Origin of the sequence: Nibribacter koreensis (genome assembly GCF_039541795.1) — a bacterium.
Taxonomy (GTDB): domain Bacteria; phylum Bacteroidota; class Bacteroidia; order Cytophagales; family Hymenobacteraceae; genus Nibribacter; species Nibribacter koreensis.
The window spans coordinates 833234-856079 of the sequence record NZ_BAABGX010000001.1; the positions used below are offsets into that span (position 1 = coordinate 833234).

Annotated in this window: 21 protein-coding genes; 4 read left to right on the top strand and 17 right to left on the bottom strand. The window is 47.1% G+C overall.

The window, feature by feature from the left end; translation table 11 throughout:
- Positions 1–126: 126 nt before the first annotated feature.
- From ABD880_RS03560 to ABD880_RS03570, 3 genes are all read right to left on the bottom strand, one after another.
- Positions 127–738 (bottom strand): cupin domain-containing protein, encoded by a 612-nt coding sequence (locus ABD880_RS03560; RefSeq protein WP_345162401.1) that lies wholly within the window; start codon positions 736–738, stop codon positions 127–129.
- Positions 735–1208 carry an RNA polymerase sigma factor gene (locus ABD880_RS03565; RefSeq protein WP_345162403.1) on the bottom strand — a complete coding sequence of 158 codons (474 nt, stop codon included), beginning with the start codon at positions 1206–1208 and terminating at the stop codon, positions 735–737. Before ABD880_RS03565 ends, ABD880_RS03560 begins: the two co-directional genes overlap by 4 nt.
- Before the next feature lie 151 nt (positions 1209–1359).
- Positions 1360–1758: an NUDIX hydrolase gene (locus tag ABD880_RS03570; protein WP_345162405.1), complete on the bottom strand. Its 399-nt coding sequence runs from the start codon at positions 1756–1758 to the stop codon at positions 1360–1362.
- A 238-nt stretch (positions 1759–1996) separates the two neighbouring features.
- On the opposite strand from ABD880_RS03570, the gene ABD880_RS03575 reads away from it, so the two are divergent.
- Together ABD880_RS03575 and ABD880_RS03580 are read left to right on the top strand one after the other, a co-directional pair.
- Entirely contained in the window at positions 1997–2188 is a 192-nt protein-coding gene (locus ABD880_RS03575) for a cold-shock protein (RefSeq protein ID WP_066511309.1), read from the top strand.
- A gap of 286 nt (positions 2189–2474) precedes the next feature.
- On the top strand, positions 2475–2789 hold the full coding sequence (locus ABD880_RS03580; RefSeq protein WP_345162408.1) for a hypothetical protein: 315 nt from the start codon (positions 2475–2477) through the stop codon (positions 2787–2789).
- 60 nt (positions 2790–2849) lie between these two features.
- Here ABD880_RS03580 and ABD880_RS03585 read toward each other — a convergent pair whose 3' ends face one another.
- The 3 genes from ABD880_RS03585 to msrA form a co-directional block, all read right to left on the bottom strand.
- Entirely contained in the window at positions 2850–3311 is a 462-nt protein-coding gene (locus ABD880_RS03585; protein ID WP_345162410.1) for a DUF4268 domain-containing protein, read from the bottom strand.
- Positions 3312–3727: 416 nt separating this feature from the next.
- On the bottom strand, positions 3728–4390 hold the full coding sequence (locus ABD880_RS03590; RefSeq protein WP_345162412.1) for a transmembrane-type terpene cyclase: 663 nt from the start codon (positions 4388–4390) through the stop codon (positions 3728–3730).
- Positions 4391–4529: 139 nt separating this feature from the next.
- A complete protein-coding gene (gene msrA, locus ABD880_RS03595) occupies positions 4530–5090 on the bottom strand; it encodes a peptide-methionine (S)-S-oxide reductase MsrA (protein WP_425575820.1) in 561 nt (186 codons plus the stop codon).
- A gap of 144 nt (positions 5091–5234) precedes the next feature.
- Between msrA and ABD880_RS03600 the strand changes: the two genes are divergently transcribed.
- Entirely contained in the window at positions 5235–5900 is a 666-nt protein-coding gene (locus tag ABD880_RS03600; protein WP_345162414.1) for a hypothetical protein, read from the top strand.
- A 159-nt stretch (positions 5901–6059) separates the two neighbouring features.
- The gene (locus tag ABD880_RS03605; protein WP_345162416.1) at positions 6060–6536 is read left to right on the top strand and encodes a DUF1622 domain-containing protein; all 477 of its coding nucleotides are present in this window, start codon (positions 6060–6062) and stop codon (positions 6534–6536) included.
- A gap of 161 nt (positions 6537–6697) precedes the next feature.
- On the opposite strand, the gene ABD880_RS03610 is transcribed toward ABD880_RS03605, so the two are convergent.
- The 11 genes from ABD880_RS03610 to glgX all read right to left on the bottom strand — a co-directional run bounded on the left by ABD880_RS03610 (position 6698) and on the right by glgX (position 22643).
- Positions 6698–8542, bottom strand: a complete 1845-nt coding sequence (locus ABD880_RS03610) for a serine hydrolase domain-containing protein (RefSeq protein WP_345162418.1) — start codon at positions 8540–8542, stop codon at positions 6698–6700.
- 274 nt (positions 8543–8816) lie between these two features.
- A complete protein-coding gene (locus ABD880_RS03615) occupies positions 8817–9401 on the bottom strand; it encodes a pseudouridine synthase (RefSeq protein ID WP_345162420.1) in 585 nt (194 codons plus the stop codon).
- An 80-nt stretch (positions 9402–9481) separates the two neighbouring features.
- Positions 9482–10030, bottom strand: coding sequence for an RNA 2',3'-cyclic phosphodiesterase (thpR, locus tag ABD880_RS03620; protein WP_345162422.1), 549 nt, complete (start codon positions 10028–10030; stop codon positions 9482–9484).
- Between the two features lie 30 nt (positions 10031–10060).
- Entirely contained in the window at positions 10061–10762 is a 702-nt protein-coding gene (locus ABD880_RS03625) for an MgtC/SapB family protein (protein WP_345162424.1), read from the bottom strand.
- 183 nt (positions 10763–10945) lie between these two features.
- Positions 10946–11683 (bottom strand): hypothetical protein, encoded by a 738-nt coding sequence (locus ABD880_RS03630; RefSeq protein ID WP_345162426.1) that lies wholly within the window; start codon positions 11681–11683, stop codon positions 10946–10948.
- 18 nt (positions 11684–11701) lie between these two features.
- A complete protein-coding gene (locus ABD880_RS03635; protein WP_345162428.1) occupies positions 11702–12451 on the bottom strand; it encodes a hypothetical protein in 750 nt (249 codons plus the stop codon).
- Positions 12432–13310 carry an ABC transporter ATP-binding protein gene (locus ABD880_RS03640; protein WP_345162430.1) on the bottom strand — a complete coding sequence of 293 codons (879 nt, stop codon included), beginning with the start codon at positions 13308–13310 and terminating at the stop codon, positions 12432–12434. Before ABD880_RS03640 ends, ABD880_RS03635 begins: the two co-directional genes overlap by 20 nt.
- Positions 13311–13641: 331 nt before the next feature.
- Positions 13642–14175: a DUF2911 domain-containing protein gene (locus ABD880_RS03645; RefSeq protein WP_345162432.1), complete on the bottom strand. Its 534-nt coding sequence runs from the start codon at positions 14173–14175 to the stop codon at positions 13642–13644.
- A gap of 81 nt (positions 14176–14256) precedes the next feature.
- Positions 14257–18489: a malto-oligosyltrehalose synthase gene (gene treY, locus ABD880_RS03650; RefSeq protein WP_345162434.1), complete on the bottom strand. Its 4233-nt coding sequence runs from the start codon at positions 18487–18489 to the stop codon at positions 14257–14259.
- Between the two features lie 142 nt (positions 18490–18631).
- Positions 18632–20494 (bottom strand): malto-oligosyltrehalose trehalohydrolase, encoded by a 1863-nt coding sequence (gene treZ, locus ABD880_RS03655; RefSeq protein ID WP_345162436.1) that lies wholly within the window; start codon positions 20492–20494, stop codon positions 18632–18634.
- Position 20495: 1 nt separating this feature from the next.
- Complete coding sequence (gene glgX / locus ABD880_RS03660) at positions 20496–22643, bottom strand: glycogen debranching protein GlgX (RefSeq protein ID WP_345162438.1); 2148 nt, start codon at positions 22641–22643, stop codon at positions 20496–20498.
- Between the last annotated feature and the right edge of the window lie 203 nt (positions 22644–22846).

Consider the following 22846-nt stretch of genomic DNA (forward strand, 5'->3'; position numbering starts at 1 on the left):
TAGTGCCAAGGTGTAGGAAGCCCACAACAATTTGCAGGAAGTACTAGCTGCCTGATTACAATCACAGGCAATGCTCCGTTTTTAGGCTAATTTGGAGAAAACAGCCTAAAAACGATTTTCAGGAATCTAAGCGGCTATCCGTTGAATGATCACCTTGTACGGGTTGGTGGAGGTCACTTTGATAGTGTGAGGCGTATGCAGGGGCACTTCATAGAAATCACCCACTGTCAAGGAATACTGCTTGTCACCAGCGGTTATGATGCAGGAGCCTTCCAGAATAAGGAAACGTTCTAGCTGGTCATGGTGCACCTCTTCATTAGACTGATTCTTGAGCCAGGCAATGGCGGTGATGACTTCTGGCGTGGCGGCTAACAGATGCGCGTGTATGTTTTCTGAATCTTCAGGTAAGGCCAGGTCTGGTCTGGAGAACCATGGTTCATACGCTTCTGCCGTTGAGGTGGGCGTAAGCAATGGAACCTCCACCACGGGTTCCCCCGCCTTGAGGCGTTCCATGTAAGCAATGGTGGCCAATAGCAAGGGCTTTACGTTTGCACAAGGCTCTACGGCATGCGCATGAGCATAGGCCTCAAGGGTCAAACTGATCTGGGTCAATTCTGCCTGCACCTGCGGGTATAGCTGCGCCATCTGCTCCACCAGCGCAGTTTCTTCTGGAGTGGCCGCCCCCATGATGTAGAGCTCTAACAAGCCAGACTCTAATATGTCAGTAGGTTGGTTCATGCGGCTTTTTGCGCTCCAATGTGTTTAAATGCCATTTTTAGACTAGACTTTAGAGCCTCCTCAGGGATGCCCATAGCGGAAGCAGCCTGTTGGCAAGAATATCCTTTCAAATAAATGAGTTCTAGGGCTTCTCTTTCTTGGGGCTCTAAAAGGCAAAAAGCCTCTTGTATTCTTTTGTCTTCTATCTTTTTTGCAAAAGTAGTGGTTTCTGAAGGTTGCACAAGGTGTCCGTGCTTGCCGGTATTCAATGCTTCAATGGCTATGCCCCTGGCAATGGCCAAACCCCACGTGAGAAACCGGTTCTTGGAGGGGTCATACACCTTGATCCTAGACCAAATGGCCACAAAGGTTTCTTGCAAGACCTGCTCAGCCACGTCTGGGTGCTGGACTATTCTGGTAATGACTCCTAGCAAAACGGGGGCATACGACGTGTACAACTTACCCAAGGCCGCCTGATCTCCATTTTGCAAAGCCTTAATAAGAAAATGGTCTTGTTGTTCTGGTGAGTTAGCCCTAATCATACAATCCGTCAATGGTTTACCTGCGTTTGCTTACCATACGCGTTCCCTGTGGCAAGGTACGCCCTGCCGGAGACAATTCTAAATAAAAACAGCTTTTCCTTTACCTTAAGGAGCCTTGTTCCAGCAGCCAGTCAAAAATAAGCTGATCTACGGCAGATACCTGTTCCCTGTCTTGGTAGGTGAGCCAGACAATCTCCTCAATTTCATGGGCAGGCTGCAAGGTGCCCGTATATTTTGCAGCATAACACGTCATCTTCACCGTCACCCCTGTGGCATGGCTGTCGGCCTGCGCTTGAAACGTCTTTAGGTAGGTTAAGGAGTCTGGTTCTAGTTGCACGCTCAGTTCTTCCTCTATTTCTCTAATCAGCGCCTGCTTATCCGTTTCACCTGACTCGCGTTTGCCACCGGGCAGGTAGTACTTGGTTCGGCCCTTGCTTAAAGTGCTCAATACCTTTTCGTCCTTAGTTTCTATCCAGGCAATCTTATCAATTAGCGTCATATAATGTGTGTTTGGTCTACGGCCTCTGAAACCAGAATAAAATAATGAAATATTTTTTATAGGATAATTACCATCCTATAGCTTATCAAAAGCAGGTTTAAACACTTTAAGTAGCTATTATCTTTTCTCAAAATAATACTTATCCCACCCAAGCCTAGATTCAAATATAGATATCTAAAAATATAATGAACGATTCTTCCCTAGTTAGCGTATTGAGGGTATAATAATTAATAACACGATGAATCAAGGAACAGTAAAATTCTTTAATGACGAAAAAGGTTTCGGTTTTATTAAAGACAACAGTGACAATCAAGAGTACTTTGTACACGTATCTGGTCTTGTTGACGAGATCAGAGAGAACGACGAAGTAGTTTATGATCTTCAAGAAGGAAGAAAAGGACTAAACGCTACCAATGTAAAACTAGCGTAGTCTAGACCATACATTCTCAAAAAAGCCTTCCGGTAGCGGAGGGTTTTTTTTATGCCCAATTTTTTATGATGTTCTGCTTTATTGAATTGTAAAATCTTCCAAGCTATCCTTGGGCATAAAACATCCACTCCTCCATTCATGATGTTTCCTGCGCCATTTTTAGGCTATTTTCTGAAAAAAGCCTTAAAAACGGTGGTGGCAAAGATGGGCAGTGATAATTTTCAGGGCAATCTATACTTGCAAATTCCATTTTCGTAGAAAATAGATACACCTGGTCCAGCATCTCATGGAAGAACAGAATCAAGCGTTTGACGAGGCCGTTCACAATGAACTGAATCTTTACTTCAGGAGCAAGATTCGGGAACTTCTGAGCAGCCATCCAGACCTCCAAAAACTAAAAGAAGAAAACAAACTTCAGCTTTCTGACTTGGTGGCCTGCATGCCGTTAGAGGACCAAAACCGTTGGCATCGCTTTCTTCATCTAGACCAACTCAAACTCAACCAGGACATCATGAATCATCTTGAAGGCAAAGGCGAGCCGTTTAACCCCGGCCACCGCTTTGGCAACCCCTTCGCAGACTTGACAATGGATAATGATTAGTGACTAATGATTAGTGATTAGAATACAATTAATCATTAATCACTATTCATTAATCATTACTTACCGGAGTGCGTCAAAGCTGTATTGGGCGTCTGACCAAAAAGCGTCCAGGGCAATGATGCGGGGTTTAAAAAAGGAGATGAGCGTGGGCCAGTCGTCTTTATTGAACACGCTTACGGGGCTTATCTCTTTGTAAATGCGGCTGACGGTGCGGCCGTATTCATCTGTGGTGTGCAGCGCCCACTCCCATTCCTCTTCCAGGGTCTCGTGCAATAGGGTTTTTAGAGCTACAAACTGCTCAAAGAACAATTCCTGTAATTCAGGATCTGCGTGGTTTATTTCTATGGCAATAGAAGCAGATTTTTTATCGGCGTCCATTTTAAAGGCTACGCCCGGCAAACCTGTTTTGTAATTCACCCAGTTGGTGCGTAAGCCCTCAGCAGATAGATGCGGAGCAATATATTGACCAAAGGTGGTCCAAAACGCTTGTCTTAATTGGGAAGCCTGTTCTCTTGTGTACATCTGTTCTTATATGCAAAAACCGCCCGCAAGTTACTATAGCTTTTTAAGTAGCGAGGTTTCATCTGGGTGGTGGAGTAGGTTTTTAAACAAGTTATGTAACTAGAATGATGAAATAGGCAGGCTAACGCAAACCCAAATGTGGATCTGGTGGCAGAGTAAATATGGCCTCACCCATGTATAATAGACATGCTTAAATACAAACACTTATATATCAGGTAATTAATATTATTGCACCCATTATTTTTCCTGTAAATACCTAGTAATAGGTATTCCATAAGTGGAATGAAAATTTGTTATTTGCAATGCCTGGTAGATTTTGAAAGGTTCTATCACGGTTTTTTGTTTTGTCTGTTAAAAAGGGGACCTCGGGGGTGGTCTCCTTTTTACTTTTTTAACCCTTCCTCTTCTCAAGCCTTTTATACTCTCTTCCAAGGCGATATCCCCTCCTTTTTGATGTGTCTGTACAGTAGATAGAAATACACTGTGTCAAAGAGTAAGATGCCCATGTACAGCAAGATGAGCAGATAGGATTTAGGGAAGTACAGATAAAACAGCACTGACGGGAACACCGTACCAATCAATTTAGCCAAGGCAATGTATATGGACTGACCCTGCACATGGTAGCGCTTCAAGTACATGCGCACAAATAAAATGGACATCATCAAATTCTGTCCGAAGGCCGCGTAAATGCCTATGTATTCATTAAACTCTCTGGAGATCGCTGCAATTAACAAAGCGGCAAAAATCAAGGAGAAGGCAAAGGTTGGGTAGAAGAGCGCTCTAGGCAGGTGGTCAGGAAACTCTTTGCTCCCGTACCGTAGGTATTGCACAAGAATGCCAATATCAAACAACAGCCACAGATAGTCAATGTATAGCTGCGGCGCCGGATGCGGATGCACAAAAGAGAAGATGAATTCCCAAGCCAGGTTGGCGCAGAGAGCGGCCATGGGCATGCCGTACGTTTTGTCCAGGTACCCGCGCCTAAGAATAAGCAAGTAGGTAATTGTCCAGAATACGCCGCTCCCAATCATTAGAAAGTGAGAGACACCAGTGCCTAAGTGAACGGGATTTTCTAACATAGCTCCATAACCGGCCTACCCAATTCAGGTTAGTGAAAGGAATATATTATAGCCAGCAATCACGGTGATTTTACAGGAAAAGAGTTCCCGTTTTTGGCCTAATTCCCAGAAAACAGGCCAAAAACGGATAGCCAATATTTTATTGATCTTCTTGTTTCCAGTGTCTTTCTAAGAAACCTGCCCTGCCAGAACCTACAAAGTACCGGCCATAATGGCTGGGGTTCTTTTTGTAATAATCCTGATGGTACTCTTCGGCGGGATAGAATTCCTGCGCAGGCAGAATGGGCGTGACAATAGGCAGTTGAAACGGTCCGCTGTTTTGCGTTTGTTCCTTAGATTGCTGTGCCTGCTCCTTTTGCTTCTCTGAATGATAAAAGATGGCTGTTCTATAAGAAGAGCCTCTGTCGCCAAACTGACCACCCGCGTCTGTTGGATCAATGGACTGCCAGAAAATGTCAAGTACCTCTGGGTAGGTAATGACGCTTGGGTCAAAGGTAACCTGTACGGCCTCATAATGGCCGGTGGTTTCTGAGCAAACCTGCTCATAAGTGGGGTTCTTGACGTGTCCACCGGTGTACCCAGAAATTACTTCCAGCACGCCCTCGTATTTATGAAACGGCTTGACCATGCACCAAAAACAGCCACCGGCAAAGGTGGCTACTTCTACTTCTGTATTGTTCTGAGGAGCTATATTTTCCATAGGTTTTATTTACTTTCTGCTGTTGGTTAAACCTAAAATTTGGGGTTTTGTTGCTGATGATGAAAGGAAAGAGGTCACTCTGCAGAATGCTTTGGTAGGTAATATTCTAAATTTCAAATAATTTGCGGCAAACTACCATTTTTCATGAAACGCCTTTCCTTCCTTTTCCTCTTCATTTCTTTACTTGTTACCAAAGCCTACAGCCAAAAGACGGAAGATTACATCATTACTACCGCCGGTGATACAATTGCCGGAAAGGTGATTTACGCACCAGGTACTAAAATTCAGTTTAAAGCCGCAGGCCAGAAGAAAGTGAAGGAGTATTTTCCTCTTGAAATCCATGGCTACTGGTACAAAGGCTCTTACAAAATCAGCAAGTTCAGTAAAACCGACAACAAAGCGGTATATGCTTACCATTACAGACCTAATGAAGACTCCGTGGCTTTTGAGAAAGCCACTGGCTTAACTGTTCCGCAAAATGGTAAAATAGTCTTATACTACAACAAACCGCGCAGAAGTGCCACCTTTATGAGTTCTACAGGAGCGATGATGGGTGGGGGGCAAACCACTGCATCGGTGATTTATGAAGTAAAGGGAACAGATGAGCTTTACTTCTCTACCGTGTATTCTTCTGGCCTTTTGTTATGGGACAAGTCAGAGGCTATCCAAATCTTAGCTGAAATTGTAAAACCCTACCCAGAATTAGCACAACGCGTGAAAAGCATGCAAGGGAAGTTTACCATTGAAATCGTTAGCCAAATTGTAAAAGAGTACAATGCCTGGTATGTAAGTCAATCTGCAAAATCATAAGGAAGGCAACATTCACATCTTTCCCTTGGACTAGTAGTTCTAGCTTGTTAATATGCATATGCGTCTTTGAGTATTCCATTTTGCGTGCTATGGCCTAATTTCTTACGCAAGCGTATTAAAGGAGTCATTTAACTAAAGGCAATTTAACCGGCTGTTGGTATGCTCCTTCTTTTACAAGACAGCATTTCTTCCACTACAGAAAGCCCTGGCTTAGGTTTTCTGGAGGGCAATATCATTCAAGGAGTTCAAATCCTGAAACTATTGATTGAGACGGTTAGCGCGCTCATCATTGGCATTGGGGTAATGATTGCCTTGTTCTACTTCATCAAATCCTTTCTGCCACCCAAGGTGCAGAACTACAATAAGATACGGTTGGTGCTAGCCCGGTATCTGGCCTTAGCCTTGGAGTTTCAACTAGGCGCCGACATCCTTTCTACCGCCATCGCTCCTACCTGGGACCAGATTGGAAAGTTGGGTGCCATTGCCATCATCAGGACGGCCCTCAACTACTTCTTGACCCTGGAGATGAAGGAAGAACAGAAGCAAAACGATCAGGAACAAGACCTGCACGACCAAGCCAGCAGAAATGATTATGATTCTTCTCCAGATTCCTCCTCTCAAAAATCCAGACTATAACAGTAAAGAAGTTGGCAGAATACTACTTATCAACGGTAGTGGGGAAGTTGTGGGCAATCTCTGTAACCATTTCATAAGAAACTTGCCCTCAAGCGCATACGGCCAGTGGCTTGAGAAATCTCACCACTGGCCGTATGCGCTTGCCGTCCTCAATCCTGTACTTAAGACTTTACCTGAACCGTTTGCGACTTTTCAATGGCCTTGTAGATGGCGTCTTGGATACGAGGCCTGATGTTAAGAGTATTGAGCTTGTTTGACACAGATGGGTGCACCCGGTTAGAAAGAAAGATGTACACTAGTTCATGCTTAGGGTCTACCCAAACACAGGTGCCGGTGTAGCCCGTGTGCCCGTACGTTTGCGAAGAAGCCAATTGTGACGGATAATGTTTGCTAGTATCAGGGTCCCAGCGGTCAAACCCCAGCCCTCTTCTGCTCACTTTGGACTGACGCGAGGTAAACAATTCCACCGTTTCTGGCTTGACATACTGCCTTCCGCCATAAGCTCCTTTGTTCAAGAGCATCTGATGCAGGATGGCCATGTCATTTGCCGTGGAGAAAAGACCTGCATGCCCGGCAACTCCACCCACTTTGGCTGCCCCACCGTCATGTACATAGCCTTGCAACAAGGTTTTTCTGAAGTAGGTATCGCGCTCTGTGGGCACAATGCGGCTCTTGTCAAAACGGGTCAGCGGCAGATACCCTGCTGTTTGCATGCCCAACGGAAGGTAGAAAGCACTCTGCACAAAGTCTTGGATAGAAGCTTCTGCCTGCAGTTCTACAATCTCCTTCATAAAATACATGGTCAAGTCTGAGTACACATACTTGCCCGGTGTATTCAATTTAGAATGGACCATGCGCGGCCATAGCACCTCCTGATAGTAAGCATTGCTCAAGAAAAGACTGTCTGACGCCTGTACCTTGAATTGTTCTGAAAACTGTTTCTGTGCGTATCCAGCCGGCACCGGTAGCGTCACTCCCGCAGGCATTCCTGACTCATGCAACAATACCTGCTTCATCTTAAGAGAGGCCTTGTTACTTTCCTTGACAGAAGGAATATAGGTACCCAGGGGCGCGTTCAGGTCTAACTTTTTCTGGTCATAGAGTTGCATTAACGCCACCGTAGAGGCAGACGTCTTGGTCAAGGAGGCCAGATCATAGATGTCATCTATCTGCGTAGGCCGCGTGTTGTCATACGTATGAGAACCATAGGCCTTGTTGAAAATGACGGTTCCGTTCTTTACCACCATCACAACCGCTCCCGGCGTGGCCTTCTGGCTGATGGCCTCTGCTACTATGGCGTCAATGGAAGGCTGTAAGTCTGCGCTGTTAATGCCCAGTTCTTCAGGTACGCCGTATTTTAAACGAGTAGCCTGCGTGCTGTGGCCTTGGCCTTTCTGATATTTGGTTGAATATGTTTGTGAAAGCCTGGCGGTGGCTCCTACCCCTCCAAACAGCAACTGTGCTACATAATGGGCGGTGGCAGGCGTTTCCTCATCGGCCCACACCATAGGAGCGGTGACGGCATCTGCCAAAGGCAATAACTCCTTATTTCCGTAGACCGCCAAGACCAATTTCTTTTGGGACTGTAGGCTTTTAAGTAAATTAAGGTTGGGCAGGTATTGCAGTTCTTCGGCGGGGATCTGCACAATGACGGTTTGATACGGCGCCAGGTAGGTGGCTAATCCTTTAGCCAGCGTGTCTTTGGCTAATGACTCGCCAGATAACGTTGCCACGGTGGTGTACTTGTTTAAAAGGCTGTCAAACATAGTCGCTTGCCCTACGCCTAAGGAAAGGCTGGCTATGCTTTGTTGTAAATTTTGAATGGGGACAGCCTTAGAACCATTGTTAAGCAGCACCGTGGTCTGACTAGCCTCTTTTTGTTGCTGCCACCATGTTAAGTTCTTCTTTACCGGGCTTTCTTCTTTAGACGCGCCCGCAAACCCAATGCCCGTCAGGCAAAGCAGGAGTGCCAATTGAGTGAAGCGGCCTTTTAAAGAATGCAGCATGGTTTAAAAGAAAATAAATAATATGGGACAACCTTATCAATAACATTGCAAACGCTGTGCCTGTTTATTCTGTCTTGTGAAAATTCCAGTTGTCAACGTGCCGATTTAGGTATCATCAAGATACTAGAAAATTCCCTTGCAGGGTATGATAACCACTTAGAAAATTTTCTGAAGTCTGCATGGTAGTATAGATAAAAGGAGGCTAGCCTGCTTAAAGTTCTTCACCATGGCCTATTTTTGACAAATAGCCGCTGATAAGGATTAAAAAATAGGCTTACACGGTCAAATTGGAGGCCTCTTGTACTTCACCAGAGGCCATGGTACCCAAGGTGATCTCCCCTATTCTTACCCTGATTAACCTGAGCGTAGGAAAACCAACGGCCGCCGTCATTTTGCGTACCTGGCGGTTCTTGCCTTCGGTGAGGATGATGGACACCCAGCTGGTAGGTCCGTGCCGGTCATCCCGGACCCGTCGACTCCGCTCTGGGAATTCTGGCGCAGGGTTTAGATGACGAGCTTGGCAGGGTAAGGTAAAGTATGGTTGCTTTTCGTGGGCAATCTCAATGCCGCCGGCTTGTAGTTGGGCAATGGCCTCTGGGGTGATGATGCCGTCTACCTGCGCATAGTATTCTTTTTCCACCTTTCGGCCGCGTACATGCTCGCTCATTTTACCGTCAGTGGTCAGCAGGAGCAAGCCTTCGCTGTCTTGATCCAATCGGCCGATGGCCATGGTGCCTACCGGGAAATCATACAAGTGCCCTAAAAGTTTTTTATTCTTGGGGTTGCCTATGAACTGGCTCAAATACCCAAAGGGTTTATGCAAAATGAAATGACGGTGCGGAAGCGGTAAGTCAGACAAAGAGTGTGGCGTTTTTGCGCTAATTAATGGAAAACAGGCCAAAAACGGAAACCTAACTACACTTAAACGCCTTCAGGCTGTCAATTTCCTAAATTAAACTCCTTAACTATCGTGTAGACCGGATGCGGTGATGCTAGCGTAGACTGCCATAGGGCCAACGACTCCACCTGAAACTCAACTATTTCTTTTGGCTCAATGATCGGCAAATCTTTCATTGAGCGGTCTTCTTTCTTAATCCGGCTTAGGGTGATGTGAGGGATGAACTTGTCATGGCCAGCTGGATTATTCGCGAAGGCCTTTGCTACCTCTAAACTAAGTTTTTCAAAGGCGGCGTGGGGCTGAAAGCGGGCCCACACCAACCGCGGTGCAGAGCGTTTAGGACCAGGTTCCAACTGCTCTAGTGTAAGGGTGAATGGATTATGTAGTCTTGCAATATTCTGCAATTGCTCCAGTATGACATCTAGCTGCGCGGCAGGCTCATTGCCTAGAAAGAAGAGTGTTAAATGCAGATTCTGTTCTGGCACTGCCCTAATGCCAGGGACATCATACGCTTGTCTGGTTTTCACCAGGTAGTCCTTCAGGGTTTGAGGTAAAGGAACGGCCACAAAAAGGCGGAGGGTGTTGAACATGCGCTTACCTGCTGTTTATTAATAGGAGGTTTAAAAATCTTGGCTTAGAGATATTTGGCCTACGTTTTTAAGTTCATTTAGCTCTTTGTACAGCTCTTTGAGTTTTAAATCATCGGGCACGAACACATACAACTGAATTTGAGACTTATGATCTGGGTTGGACTGCTCCACGTTCACGTTTTTGACCTCAATTTTAAACTTCTCCAGCACCCCAAACACCTTAGTGGTCTCAATCTTAGCCGACTGAAAACTTATGCGCAGATTTTTAAGGGAGCCACCCATGAATATTTTCTTGCTTACTTTGTCTAACACGTAGAGCACAAAAAGCAATAGAAACGTCCCGATGATGGCCGCGTCATACATGCCTATGCCTACGGCCAGTCCAACGGCGGCCACCGCCCAGATGGTAGCGGCCGTGGTGAGCCCGTGCGTGTTGGCACCCAGCCTGAAAATTGCCCCTGCTCCTAGGAAGCCAATGCCAGAAACCACCTGCGCAGCTATTCGGCCAGGGTCAACGGTCTTGTATTGCGAGAAGGTTTGAGGCACGTACACAGAGATGAGCATCAGTAGACAGGAACCTACAGAAATCACCATCAAGGTTCTAAAACCCACGTGTTGCTTGAGCGTTTCGCGTTCCCACCCCAGCACGCCGCCCAGCAATAAGCTTAGGATCAACCTGAAAGCGGTGGTGGTAAGATTGACTTCGGTAGAGTGCCAAAATGAAAAATCCATAGCGCCAGAGCATGACTTTAAGAGGTAAAGCCTTAGCTATACGCTAAATGACTGTTGCAGGTAAATAATTATGCTCTCCCTTTAAAGGAATTGTACTGTCAAATTTATTGCACCTAGTACAGCATCAAGGTCCTACCCGATTTTGACCTGTTTTCTAGAAATCAGGCTAAAAACGCATAAAAGCTACCCTTTTTTAGTCATGAAGTAAAGGAGGTTCATGCGTTTGTGAACAAGGTAGACCACTGTAAATAGTAAGGCAGTAATAAGTAAATTCAGCTTTGCCAGCCAGAACGTGTCTTCTCCCCAGTATATAGAGGACTCTTGAAAAGACAAGTTGATGGAAACCCTGTTCATGCTTTCCAATGGGTAGCCAAAGGGAACTATGTCTCCAAGGCCTTGAAACGATAAAAACAGGAATAGCAGTAATTGCGCCACCCCCAAGCCTAAGTTGTTGGTAAACAGAGAGCACAATGAAACCAGAAGCAAGTAACTGCTTAACGGTAGCAACAGATACAAGTAATAGCTAGACAAATATGTGAATGTATGGGCCTCGCTTAAAAACGCGTGGCTTATAAATGAAAGTACCCAGTAAAGGCCACTTACCAAGGACACGGCCAATACCCTTTGAATGAACAGCTGATAAAAACTGGTGGGCAGAGCAGCAAACCGCTTTAAACCATTGTTTCTGCCTTCTAGCATTTGAAAGACATACGCCGCCAGTAATACCACCAAATGATGGAAAGACAAAAGCACTTGCAGATTGGTGAATGCAAAATTTTCAGCGATGCCACCATTATTTTGACGGGCATACAGAAGGTTTACCAACAATACCGCCATCAGGCAAACGCTTAGGAGCATCCTTACCTCCTTTGATCTAAGATAGACAAGCAGTGATGCTGTTAGGGTAGATACAAAAGCCATAAAACGAAGGTTTAATTTTTACGAAGCAACAACTGTGACCCTTGCTCTGCCCTGATAATAACAATAGGCTGCTAACATAAAAGAAGCCACCACTAAAACGCCTAGCGATACAGGTATTCCTCTTGTAATAGAAACGTCCATTGCCTTGATTCTTGCAAAGGCATAACCTGGGATTAGAGGTGCGCCAATAGCACCTAGCATGCCTGTTAAGCCCATGAGAAAGTAGTACAATGTGGGCTTGTCCTTGGTAAAATAGGCAAGAACCATCAACAAAGCACTATAAAACAATCCTCCTAACAAGTGATGCTCTATTAATAGAAGAAAGGCGTTTAGATGAACAGGCTCTCCTATGTCAAAATCCAAAACCAAAGCACTCACCAGCGCTAATGGAACAGACACTATTACCATAACTAAGACCAATCCTAGGTATACCAGTAATTGCTTGTAGAAAAGTGATTTTAGTAATGAAACTGGGAATAACCTGTAATGCCTCCAACCTGTTCCGTTTTCTATTTTAATCCATAAACCTGTTAGTAAACCCATGGTCACCACATGGGTGAGCATCCAGATTTGATTAATCTTGAAAAGCCAGAAATGGTAGGGCTCTTGCACCATTTTTAGGTAAAACAGGTTGATGAAAGCTTGATCAAAAGAGTCATATACCAAAAAGTGAAACAGAGTTGCCAATAACAAGGCAGAAAGTATAATGCTCAATACCAGCTTTTTGCTCCCCAGCAGTTTCATAACCTCAATAGGAAAGTAGTTCATGGGTGGCATGGCTTTTCTGTTGGTGTAAGGCTAGGTAAATATCTTCCAGGCTTGGGGTGTTTAACTCTTCCCAAATATACGGGTAGGTGGCCAGAGGTTTCTGTAGCAAGGTGAAGGCTTCCTCTTCTCGCCAGAAACTTTGGCTCGCTAATTCTTCGGCTAGATGCGGGTAGGCTTGGTGCGGCAACAGTTTAAACGATTCAGTATTTTGAATTGCGCTGTCATATACCAACCTGCCTTGCTTTAAAATAAGAATGCGGTCTCTGTAAAAGCTTGCCTCCTCTAGTTGGTGTGTACTTATCAAGAAACTCACGCCCTCTGTCCTATTCAGTCGCTTCACCAAACTCCTGAACTCAGAGATGCCTTCGGGGTCAAGGGCATTGGTGGGCTCATCTAGAATCACCAGCGACGGTCTATGGAACAGCGCCATGGCCAGGCCCAACCGTTGCTTCATGCCAGATGAATAATACTTGGTCTTCTTTTCCTGGTCTGGTGACAATCCTACTAATTCCAGCACTTCCAAAATCCTGGATTTTTCACCGCTGTAATACCTGCGCACAAAGTCCAGGTTTTCATAGCCGGTCAAATGCTCATACAAGGCAGCACCTTCTATCAATGCCCCTACCTGTTGCAAGAATTGGTTTCTTGTGTCAGGACTATGTTCTAAACCGTTGATGTTGATGTACCCGGCCTTTAGTTGAAATATCCCGAAAACACTTTTAAAAAGGGAAGACTTTCCGGCTCCGTTTCTTCCTAAAAGGCAGCAGATCTGCTTTTCCTGGATAGCAAATGTGATGTTATCTAAAATAGTCTTTTTCCCTTGGTGCAGGGTAACATTATTAAATTCTAGAATAGACATAAATAGTAAATGTGAAATAGCATGGGAATATTTGGGACGACTTCAGACTGTTACGGCAACAGGCTATGCGCTCTAATTTTTATATTATATATTCAATATATTTACTTTTAGCAAGTTTCCAAGCTGATGCATGCCTATAAATTACTGGATTAAGAGGTATCAGTTTTTAGTGAAGGGAGTTGCTAGAAAGTAAACTAACATAGTGCATCATCTCTGCCGGTATTAACAGGAAGTACCAATAAGGACTTATGCAAGAAGCCTCTGATTTTGGCCTGTTTTCTGCAAAACAGGCCAAAATCAGAGGCTTAAAAAGCTAAAGTTTATCCGTCAGTTACTTGATAGCCACCGGAATTTCTAAGTTCTCCCATAGCAAAGAAAAGCCTTTAGCATTGATGTCATACGTTAGGCTCTCATACATCTTGGCAGATTTCTTAGGCATTACCGTTACGGTCAGCACGGTATTGGCCGGGTCAAAGTTAGCGCCCTGGCGGGTAGTTCCCCACTGGCCGGTTTGCGAGTTGAAAATGATTTGCCACTCTTTTTCACTTGGCACGGCAAACAAGCTGTATTTGCCTGCCTTCAGCATTTTGCCTTCAACCATGATGTCTTTGTCTGTAATGAAGGTGGTGGCTTCATTGGCTCCCGCTCTCCAGGCCTTGTTATACGGCACTAATTCTCCCCAAATAGTACGGCCCTTCACAGAGGGGCTGCTGTAGTTGATGGTGAGGGTGGCCTTGCCCACTTTTCCGGTGGCCGCCATGGCCGGACTGGCTTTTGGCTTCGCGTCCTGCGCTAAAACAGAAGCCGTCATGGTCAAAAGAAATAAGACCGTTAACAAAAGAGAATTTGTTTTAAGTGTTTTCATACAATGGATGGTTAATGGTTAGTTTTTAAGGTAAGATGGAAGAATACTAAGATAACCATAATGCTAGACTTCTTAGTATGCTCAGTCTCTATTATATAACTGGGTCCATTCCTTCAACTGATTCTGGGTCTGTTTGTTTACCTGGCCAGGCATTAAGCGCCAGCCCCAGTTGCCATGGGCTTGACCAGGCGTGTTCATGCGGCCCTGTTCGTCAATGCCTAACACGTCTTGCATGGGCAGAATGGCGGTCTTCGCCACAGAGGCATACGCCAACCGAGCCATTACCCAGTAAATGTCCTCTTCGCTTAAGCCGCGGCCTACGTAGTGCTCAATCTGCTGGTGGTGCGGTTTGCCTTCCTGGCGGTACCAACCCAGCGTGGTGTTGTTGTCATGGGTTCCCGTGTAGGCAATGAAGTTACGCGCGTAGTTGTGCGGCATATAATCATTCTGCGGCATCTCCTCTCCCCAGGCAAACTGAAGGATCTTCATGCCGGGCAGGTTGAAATCATCGCGCAGTTTCAAGACCTGGTCATTGATTTCGCCTAAGTCTTCGGCAATAAATGGAAGGCTTCCCAGCTCTTTCTCTACCACTGTGAAGAAGTCTGCACCCGGACCGGGTTTCCATTGGCCGTTTTTGGCGGTTTGTTCTCCAGCCGGAACTTCCCAGTAGTCCGCAAAGGCCCTGAAATGGTCCAGCCGCACCAGGTCATACAGCTCCATGTTTTTGCGCAGTCTGCCTATCCACCAGCCATAGTTTTGCTCTTTAAGGACGTCCCATTGAAAGACCGGCATGCCCCACAGCTGTCCGTCCTCAGAGAAGGAATCTGGCGGTACGCCGGCCACACCCGTCATGGCTCCTGCCTGATCCACGGCAAAAATGTCCCGATTGCTCCAAACGTCTACGCTGTCATAGCTAATGTAAAAAGGCATGTCCCCGAACATCTGGATGCCCCGGTTGTTGCAATAGGTTCGCAGGCGCTTCCATTGCTGGTTAAAGACAAACTGGATCCATTTGATTTTGTCCATCTCCTCGGCATGTTCCTTCGCCAGTGTTTCCAAAGCCATCGGGTCGCGCTGCTTGTAGACTTCTTCCCACTGGAACCAAGCATTACCGCCATTCAGGTCTTTTAGCAGCACATACAGCGCAAAGTCATGGAGCCAGCCGGCCTCTGTGAGGCAGTATTCCGTGAACTGCTGTTGTATGGCGGCAAAATCTCCAGTATTATAGGTTTGCCAGGCTTTTTCTAGCAGCTCATCCTTTACGCGTTTGGCCTGCTCATAGTCCACGCTTCCAGTCTGGAGTAAATGGTAGTTGGCTAGTTCCTGTGCGTTGAGCAATCCTTCTTTGGCTAATATTTCTGGAGAGATGAGCAGAGGGTTGCCGGCTCTGCTAGAGATGGAACTGTACGGCGAATAGCCTTGGCCCGCCTCAATGGGGTTGAGCGGTAACAGCTGCCAGTACTTCTGGTGGCTAGCCTGCAAGAAATCAGCAAATCTGCGGGCCTCTGGGCCCATGTCGCCAATCCCAAACGGCGATGTTAAAGAGGTGATGTGCAGGAGAATACCTGCCCCGCGTTCATTTCTAGCTTGTAATTTGAGCAAGGCCAACGGTAAAATGTTAAACAAATCACTTACGCTAAGCTCATGCGCATATTGTCCCGTTGTGCGTACCAGCGTATTCTGCCAGTCTTTGGGCGCCTCCTTGGGCAGTATGACTTTGGTGTCCTTCCAGTCAATGTCCTGAACAGAGCTTACCCCTTGCTTTTTAGCCAGTATCGCCAGATGCAAAGGCACGACCACCACATACCAAGTATGCAGGTGCTGACGCGCGAAAGCCAGCACGTGTTCCCGGTGTTCACCCGCAACCTCCAACGGCAGGTAGGCGCCTTTGGCGAAGTAGTCTGCGTTGTTTTTGCGCTCGGTGAATAAGCTGCGCGTTAGCCACAGTTTGATGCGGGCATCATTGGGGTTTTTCCAGAGGTCTTCCCAAAGCGCTTCCTGTTTGTTGAGGTCATAGCTCTCCAAATCCTCTAACCATGCCTGCCGCTTGTCATAGTCAACCGGACGACGGTTGTCTGGGTCTACCAGGCTGAAGTCCCAGAGTTCGGTGCCCTGGTACACGTCTGGAATGCCCGGGGCGGTAAACTTGAGCAACACCTGGCTTAAAGAATTAGCAATACCATACTCCAGCGTTTTTGCCCTGAAATCCAGAAAACGGCCCCAAAACGGCCTGTTCTTATCTAGCAATTTTACCGCAAATTCTTTAGTGGCATTCTCATAGGCTTCATTAGGTGACGTCCAGTTGGAGTGCGTCTTAGCTTCACGTAATGCTTTCTGCACATACGCTTGCAGCCGGTTGCCAAAATCATCTTCGTCCTCATCAGGCATAGGGTAGGCTCCGTACAAGGTTTGGTATATGAGGTATTCGTCATTGGCGTCTGGGGCGTCACTTTGCTTAAGTTCAGCGTTTAAGGTGCGCCATTCCTGCACGGCCTCTGCCCATTCTTCTGACAGCTCTGTGAGCACATTCAATCGGGCACGTACGTCCTCGCCGCGTTTGGTGTCATGGGTAGACGTACCATTGAGCGAAAGCGGCCAGTTCTTCTGCCTTTCTTGCATGATGAGATGAAACTGCGCGGCGCTCATGCCAAAAGACTCTGGTGCGTCTCCTACCTCATTATGCCCTATGAAGCGGTTGTACGTGTACATGATGGTATCCTCCACCCCTTTGGCCATAAGCGGCCCCGTGAACTGCATGAGGCGTTGGTAAAATTGTTGAGCGCGCTCTAAGTAGGTGTCGTCTTCGCCTTCGGGTGAAGTTCCTAAAAGGGTTCTCTCCAGAATTTCAACCGCGCCGGATAACCCTGGTTTACTTCTTCGGATGTTGTTAAAAATGCCCTGCACCGCTTCTGCCTCTTCCTTTTCTAATGGCATTTGGTTTCCATAATACCGGTACACCGGGCAATGCACCAGAAACGCTGCTATGGCGTCTTTTATCTCTGATGAAGGCACTGTGTTGAGTACATCTTCTGGCACCAGTCGCTGCGTTAGAAATAACTGGTACAGGTTCTCCAGTTCGCCGGCCATGTGGTGGTGCAGGATGTAGGCTTTCTTGGCATGAATCTGCTCATGCACGCGGGCCTCGTCACCTACCAACTCCTGGTACAATTTGTTAAAGGTTTCCTGGCCCGGGCTGTACGTAAAAAGGTTGTTCACGTAGGCTAGAAAGTCGTACCCGGTATTGCCCTGAATGGGCCATTGGTTGGGCATGTTCTCGCCGGGCTCCAGGATTTTCTCCACGGCTATGTAAGTCTCCGCGCCGGTCAGCTCCCGCAGTTGAGTCAGGTACCCCGTTGGGTCATACAAGCCGTCTACGTGGTCAATCCTAAGCCCCTGAAAGACGCCTAGGTCCAGCAGTTGTTTGATGTATTGGTGGTAGGTGTCAAAGACAAGCGAGTCTTGGATGTTGAGGCAGATTAATCCGTTCACCGTGAAAAACCGCCGGAAATTGATGTGCGCATCGGTCTCCTGCCAATGGCACAATTGGTATGCCTGTTGGTTGGCTAAGTCTAATAGTTTGGTTGGATTTCTATTGACTTTTTCAAAATTTTCTTCTACCGCTACCCGCACTTCCTGATTGCGCATCAAGGCCGCCAGCTGCAACCTAAACTCATCCCACTTAAGAGAAAGCGCTTTGGGGTTCTCTTCCAAGTGGATGTCTTTTAACTCTACCAGCAGTTGTGCTATGGCTTGGTTGGAGGAATGTTCTCCTTTTAACAGGATTTCATAAGCCCGCAGGTTCAAGGGATACGCGCTATCAAAATACTGAAAGACCAGTCTCTGTTGCTCTAGGTTATAGGCAACTTTCAACTCACCCTTTTGAATGACTTCCTCCAGAGAGTCTCCCAAAAACGGAACCATTACCCGGCCCTCATGCAAGGTGCTGCTCCAATGGATGTCAAAGAAATTGTAGTATTGACTAAGAGGCCCTTTTTCCAACACGTCCATGAGCCATGGATTGTTAGAATGATACGCCATGTGATTGGGCACGATGTCCTGCAACCAGTTGATGCCCTGTTCCTTCAAGCCATTGGCAAGGGTGACTAATTCTTCCTCTGTTCCTATCTCTGGATTGATGCGATGAGGGTTGACCCCATCATACCCATGCGTGCTTCCAGGCGTGGCTTCAAAAACCGGCGAGGCGTAGATGGTGCTCACTCCTAGTTTTTGCAGGTAAGACAAGATGCGTTCAAAGTCCTGGAAAGTAAAAGCCTTGTGAAACTGCAGCCTATAGGTAGCGACGGGATTGTGCATATGGTAAGTATTGGAAATTTGGAGATGAGGAGCCATGAAAAGGATGTAAGATTCATACTCTCCCCATCAAAGCAAGTATGGTTAAATTTGTTTTTGGCCTAATTCTCAGGAAACAGGCCAAAAACGGCATCTGGCCCTGTGACTATCCGTGTGTGAGAAGTGAAGAGGTGCCAGCATATACAAATAGGCTTTCTGGTGGCATGACAACTTCTTCACCACCCGCGGCGCTTGCATCAATTGCCTTTGGCCCTTGGAATTCTGGAGAAGCAGAATTAAGTAGTAATTGCCACTCTTTGGCTGAGGTTGGCAATTGCATGGTTTGTTGTACTGTGGAGAAGTTCATGACACACAAAACCTGCTCCTGACCATGCCAACGGCGCACCATCAAAGTTTTATGAGCTTCGTTTTCCTGCACCTCCAAGCACTTTCTGTTGAGGTGCTTTAGAGCAGGGAATTCCTTTCTAAGTTTGAGTAGTTTTTTGTAATACCCATGCATGGTCTTGTGCGGCTCTGCTTCAAGTAATTCCCATTGTAGTTTGCTAGACAGGAACGTCTCTTCTGCCATGGGATCTGGCGCCTCACCTTGCGCAAGAAACGCGGCAAATTCTGCTTTCCTTCCCTGCCTTACCGCTTCAAGCAGATCTGGGTCTGTGTGGCTAACAAAGTATTGGAAGCGGCTGGTCTCTGCGTATTCTTCGCCCATCCAAAGCATAGGCAGAAACGGGCTCAGAATGACGGCTCCAGCGGCCAGTTTCTGCATTTCAAAACTTACCAATTCATTGAGCCGTTCACCCAGCATGCGATTGCCTACTTGGTCATGGTTTTGCGTGAAGACAATGAACTGCTGTCCCGGATTATCTTCTGCCTTAACGCCAAACGTTTTTTGCCGGTGCGGTGAGAATTGTCCGTCATACACGTAGGCATCACGGTAGGCCTTGGCCAAATCACAGATGCCGGTAAAGTCTGAATAATACCCGGTGTTTTCGCCTGTGACGGTCACACGCAGGGCATGGTGAAATTCATCTATCCACTGGGCGTCCATGCCGTAGCCTTGCTCTTCCAAAGGATTAATGAAGCGGGTATCATTCAGGTCTAATTCCACTATCATGTAATGAGTGCGGCCGGTAATTTCCATGAGTTGGTTGACCTGCTCTTTCATCTCCCTTAAAATGTGGACCGGGCTGAAGTCTTTGATGGCGTGTACGGCATCCAGCCGCACGGCGTCAATATGGAAATCCCGGAACCACATGAGTAGGTTTTCTGTGAAATAGCGGCGCACGCCGTCACAGTACGCGTCATCAAAATTGATGGCGGGTCCCCAGGGGGTGTTGTATTTGTTAGTGAAATAAGGGCCGTAGGCGCCCAGGTAGTTTCCTTCAGGCCCAAAATGGTTATATACCACGTCTAGTATCACGGCCAAGCCTTTCTGGTGACAAGCGTTCACCAAATGCTGCAAAGCCTCAGGGCCACCGTAAGAGTCTTGCACCGCAAACGGAAAAACGCCATCATAGCCCCAGTTTCTATCTCCTGGGAATTGTGCCACGGGCATCAGTTCAACGGCTGTCACACCCAGGTTTATCAAGTAATCCAACTTTTCTTCTAGACCGGCAAAAGTGCCATCTTGCGTGAACGCTCCTGTATGCAGTTCATAAAGAACATAGTCTTGTAAGGGCAGATTCTGCCAGGCATCATCCGTCCAGGAGAAGGCTGTTTCATCAAAGGCCTGAGAAGCACCGTGCACGCCTGTTGCTTGAAACAGAGAAGCCGGGTCAGGGAATTCCTGCTCATCATTCAACCTGAATTTGTACGGGTCTCCGGGCACTATTACATCCGTGATGACAGACCAGTAACCGAAGTCTTCTTTTTTTAAGGGCACGCTGGTGTTGCCCTCGTTTAGGATGAGTTCCACCTGCTCGGCCAGCGGTGCCCATACCAATACTTGAGCCTTGCCAGAAGGCAGGAAACTAACGCCCAGCGTTCTTTTTTCTAAAGCCAGTCTATGCATCTTAATCTAAGTCTACCTCATGAACATGATTCTTCAAGACCAGCACAGACCGCCCCTCTACATGAAAGGAATCTCCAGCGTTGTAAATCACGGGGTCTTTAGGTTCTACCAGGTCTCTGAAGGTATCTACGGCCACCGCCCAATGACTGCCATATTTTTCTGGCGGTAAGGTAAAATCAATAGAGTCATGATAGGCATTGAAGATGACGTAGAAAGAATCATCAATCACAATCTCCCCTTTTGGCCCCCGCGTGTGGACGCCACGCCCGTTCAGATAAATGGCCAGCGATTTGGCGTGTTCCTCGTCCCAGTGCTCATCTCCCATGTCTGTACCGTTGGGCAGAAACCAGGCAATGTCCTCTAACCCCAAGCCTTTTATCTGCTGGCCCTGGAACCAGCGCCGGCGCCTGAAAACCGGATGACTTTTCCTGAAATGGATGAGCTTTTTGCTAAACTCCAGAAGTTTTTGGTCTGCGCCCTTCCAATCTATCCAGGAGATTTCATTGTCCTGGCAATAGGCGTTGTTGTTGCCCTGCTGGGTTCTGCTTAGCTCATCACCGGCTACCAGCATGGGCACACCCTGTGATAAGAAAAGCGTGGTCAGGAAATTGCGTTTCTGGCGGTTTCTCAGATCAACAATCCATTGGTCTTCCGTGGGGCCTTCAACGCCGCAGTTCCAGGAGCGGTTGTGGTCGTCTCCGTCCTTGCTGTCCTCCCCATTGGCCTCATTGTGCTTTTCATTGTAAGACACCAGATCATGCAGCGTAAAGCCGTCATGGGCCGTGATGAAGTTGATGCTGGCGGTGGGTCTTCTAAAGTCATCAAAGTATAAGTCTGAAGAGCCCGTAAAGCGGTTGGCAAACTCTGCCAGCATGCTGTCCTCGCCACGCCAGAAGTCCCGCATACAGTCGCGGTACATACCGTTCCACTCGGTCCAACCTGGTGGAAAGTTACCGACCTGGTACCCGCCTTCGCCCACGTCCCATGGCTCTGCAATGAGTTTTACCTGTGAGATGACCGGGTCCTGGTGTATGATGTCAAAAAAGGAACTGAGCTTGTCCACGCCGTGCAGCTCGCGGGCTAAGGCAGAGGCCAGGTCAAACCGGAAACCGTCTACGTGCATTTCCAGAATCCAGTAACGCAGGCTGTCCATGATCAACCTGAGCACGCTAGGCAGATTGGCATTGAGTGTATTGCCCGTGCCGGTATAGTCCATGTAATAGCGCTGGTCACCATCTACCAATCTGTAATAAGAAGCGTTGTCAATCCCCTTAAAGGAGAGCGTGGGCCCTTTCTCGTTTCCTTCGGCGGTATGGTTGTAGACTACGTCTAAGATCACCTCAATGCCCGCCTTGTGCAGCGCCTTTACCATGTTTTTGAATTCCACTACCTGCTCACCCAGCACCCCAGAACTGGAATAGCGCACGTCTGGTGCAAAGAACCCTATGGAATTGTAGCCCCAGTAGTTTTTTAGCCCTTTGTCCTGCAAATACCAGTCTGTCACAAAATGATGGACGGGCAGTAGTTCAATAGCCGTAATGCCCAGCTCTTGTAAGTACTGGACGGTCACCGGATGCCCGATGGCCGCATAAGACCCTTTGATCTCTTCTGGAATGGCCGGGTGCAGCTGCGTGAAGCCTTTGATGTGGGCTTCATAGATGATGGATTTATGGTAAGGGATTTTGGGCGCTCTGTCATTGCCCCAGTCAAAGGCAGGATTCACCACCACAGATTTGGGAATGTACGGGGCGCTGTCCTGCTCACTAAAGCTCAGGTCTCCATCTTCATGGCCAAACTGATAGCCAAATAAAGACTCGTGCCATTGGATGGTACCAGAGATGGCTTTGGCATAAGGGTCAATCAATAATTTGTTGGCATTAAACCGGTGGCCATTCTGGGGTTCATAAGGGCCGTCTACTCTAAAACCATAGAGCTGACCGGGCTTTAATTCTGGTATGTAGATGTGCCAGACCTGGTGAGAACGCTCTTTTATCTGGATGCGCTCACTTTCTGTGGCGTCTTCTGCTGAGTTGAAAAGGCAAAGCTCCACGCTGGTGGCATGGTGGGCAAACAGGGCAAAGTTCACGCCCTCGCCGTCCCAGGTAGCTCCCAGCGGAAACGGTTGACCCGGGTAATGTATAATGCTCATAGTAGTGTCAGTGTAGAAATAACGGTTGCCTGGGCAACGGATTCCCCACCTCTACGCATAAACTTGGGTAAGGGTGCCGCCTATAAGAAATCATACACCCTAACATTTAGGAAGGTGACTGGTTTTTCTTATCAGATTCAAATGCCAAGGTGACGCATTTATAATGGGCAATTGGCAGGCTGATTAATCAAATCGTTAAAAAA

Excerpts from the sequence above, each read along its gene's own strand:
- ABD880_RS03640 (WP_345162430.1), bottom strand. The coding sequence starts at position 13,310 with ATGTCTATTCTAGAATTTAATAATGTTACCCTGCACCAAGGGAAAAAG.
- thpR (WP_345162422.1), bottom strand. The coding sequence starts at position 10,030 with ATGTTCAACACCCTCCGCCTTTTTGTGGCCGTTCCTTTACCTCAAACC.
- ABD880_RS03590 (WP_345162412.1), bottom strand. The coding sequence starts at position 4,390 with ATGTTAGAAAATCCCGTTCACTTAGGCACTGGTGTCTCTCACTTTCTA.
- ABD880_RS03635 (WP_345162428.1), bottom strand. The coding sequence starts at position 12,451 with ATGAACTACTTTCCTATTGAGGTTATGAAACTGCTGGGGAGCAAAAAG.
- ABD880_RS03625 (WP_345162424.1), bottom strand. The coding sequence starts at position 10,762 with ATGGATTTTTCATTTTGGCACTCTACCGAAGTCAATCTTACCACCACC.
- ABD880_RS03605 (WP_345162416.1), top strand. The coding sequence starts at position 6,060 with ATGCTCCTTCTTTTACAAGACAGCATTTCTTCCACTACAGAAAGCCCT.
- treY (WP_345162434.1), bottom strand. The coding sequence starts at position 18,489 with ATGCACAATCCCGTCGCTACCTATAGGCTGCAGTTTCACAAGGCTTTT.
- ABD880_RS03560 (WP_345162401.1), bottom strand. The coding sequence starts at position 738 with ATGAACCAACCTACTGACATATTAGAGTCTGGCTTGTTAGAGCTCTAC.
- treZ (WP_345162436.1), bottom strand. The coding sequence starts at position 20,494 with ATGCATAGACTGGCTTTAGAAAAAAGAACGCTGGGCGTTAGTTTCCTG.
- msrA (WP_425575820.1), bottom strand. The coding sequence starts at position 5,090 with ATGGAAAATATAGCTCCTCAGAACAATACAGAAGTAGAAGTAGCCACC.
- ABD880_RS03575 (WP_066511309.1), top strand. The coding sequence starts at position 1,997 with ATGAATCAAGGAACAGTAAAATTCTTTAATGACGAAAAAGGTTTCGGT.
- ABD880_RS03610 (WP_345162418.1), bottom strand. The coding sequence starts at position 8,542 with ATGCTGCATTCTTTAAAAGGCCGCTTCACTCAATTGGCACTCCTGCTT.
- glgX (WP_345162438.1), bottom strand. The coding sequence starts at position 22,643 with ATGAGCATTATACATTACCCGGGTCAACCGTTTCCGCTGGGAGCTACC.
- ABD880_RS03585 (WP_345162410.1), bottom strand. The coding sequence starts at position 3,311 with ATGTACACAAGAGAACAGGCTTCCCAATTAAGACAAGCGTTTTGGACC.
- ABD880_RS03630 (WP_345162426.1), bottom strand. The coding sequence starts at position 11,683 with ATGGCTTTTGTATCTACCCTAACAGCATCACTGCTTGTCTATCTTAGA.
- ABD880_RS03580 (WP_345162408.1), top strand. The coding sequence starts at position 2,475 with ATGGAAGAACAGAATCAAGCGTTTGACGAGGCCGTTCACAATGAACTG.
- ABD880_RS03645 (WP_345162432.1), bottom strand. The coding sequence starts at position 14,175 with ATGAAAACACTTAAAACAAATTCTCTTTTGTTAACGGTCTTATTTCTT.
- ABD880_RS03570 (WP_345162405.1), bottom strand. The coding sequence starts at position 1,758 with ATGACGCTAATTGATAAGATTGCCTGGATAGAAACTAAGGACGAAAAG.
- ABD880_RS03600 (WP_345162414.1), top strand. The coding sequence starts at position 5,235 with ATGAAACGCCTTTCCTTCCTTTTCCTCTTCATTTCTTTACTTGTTACC.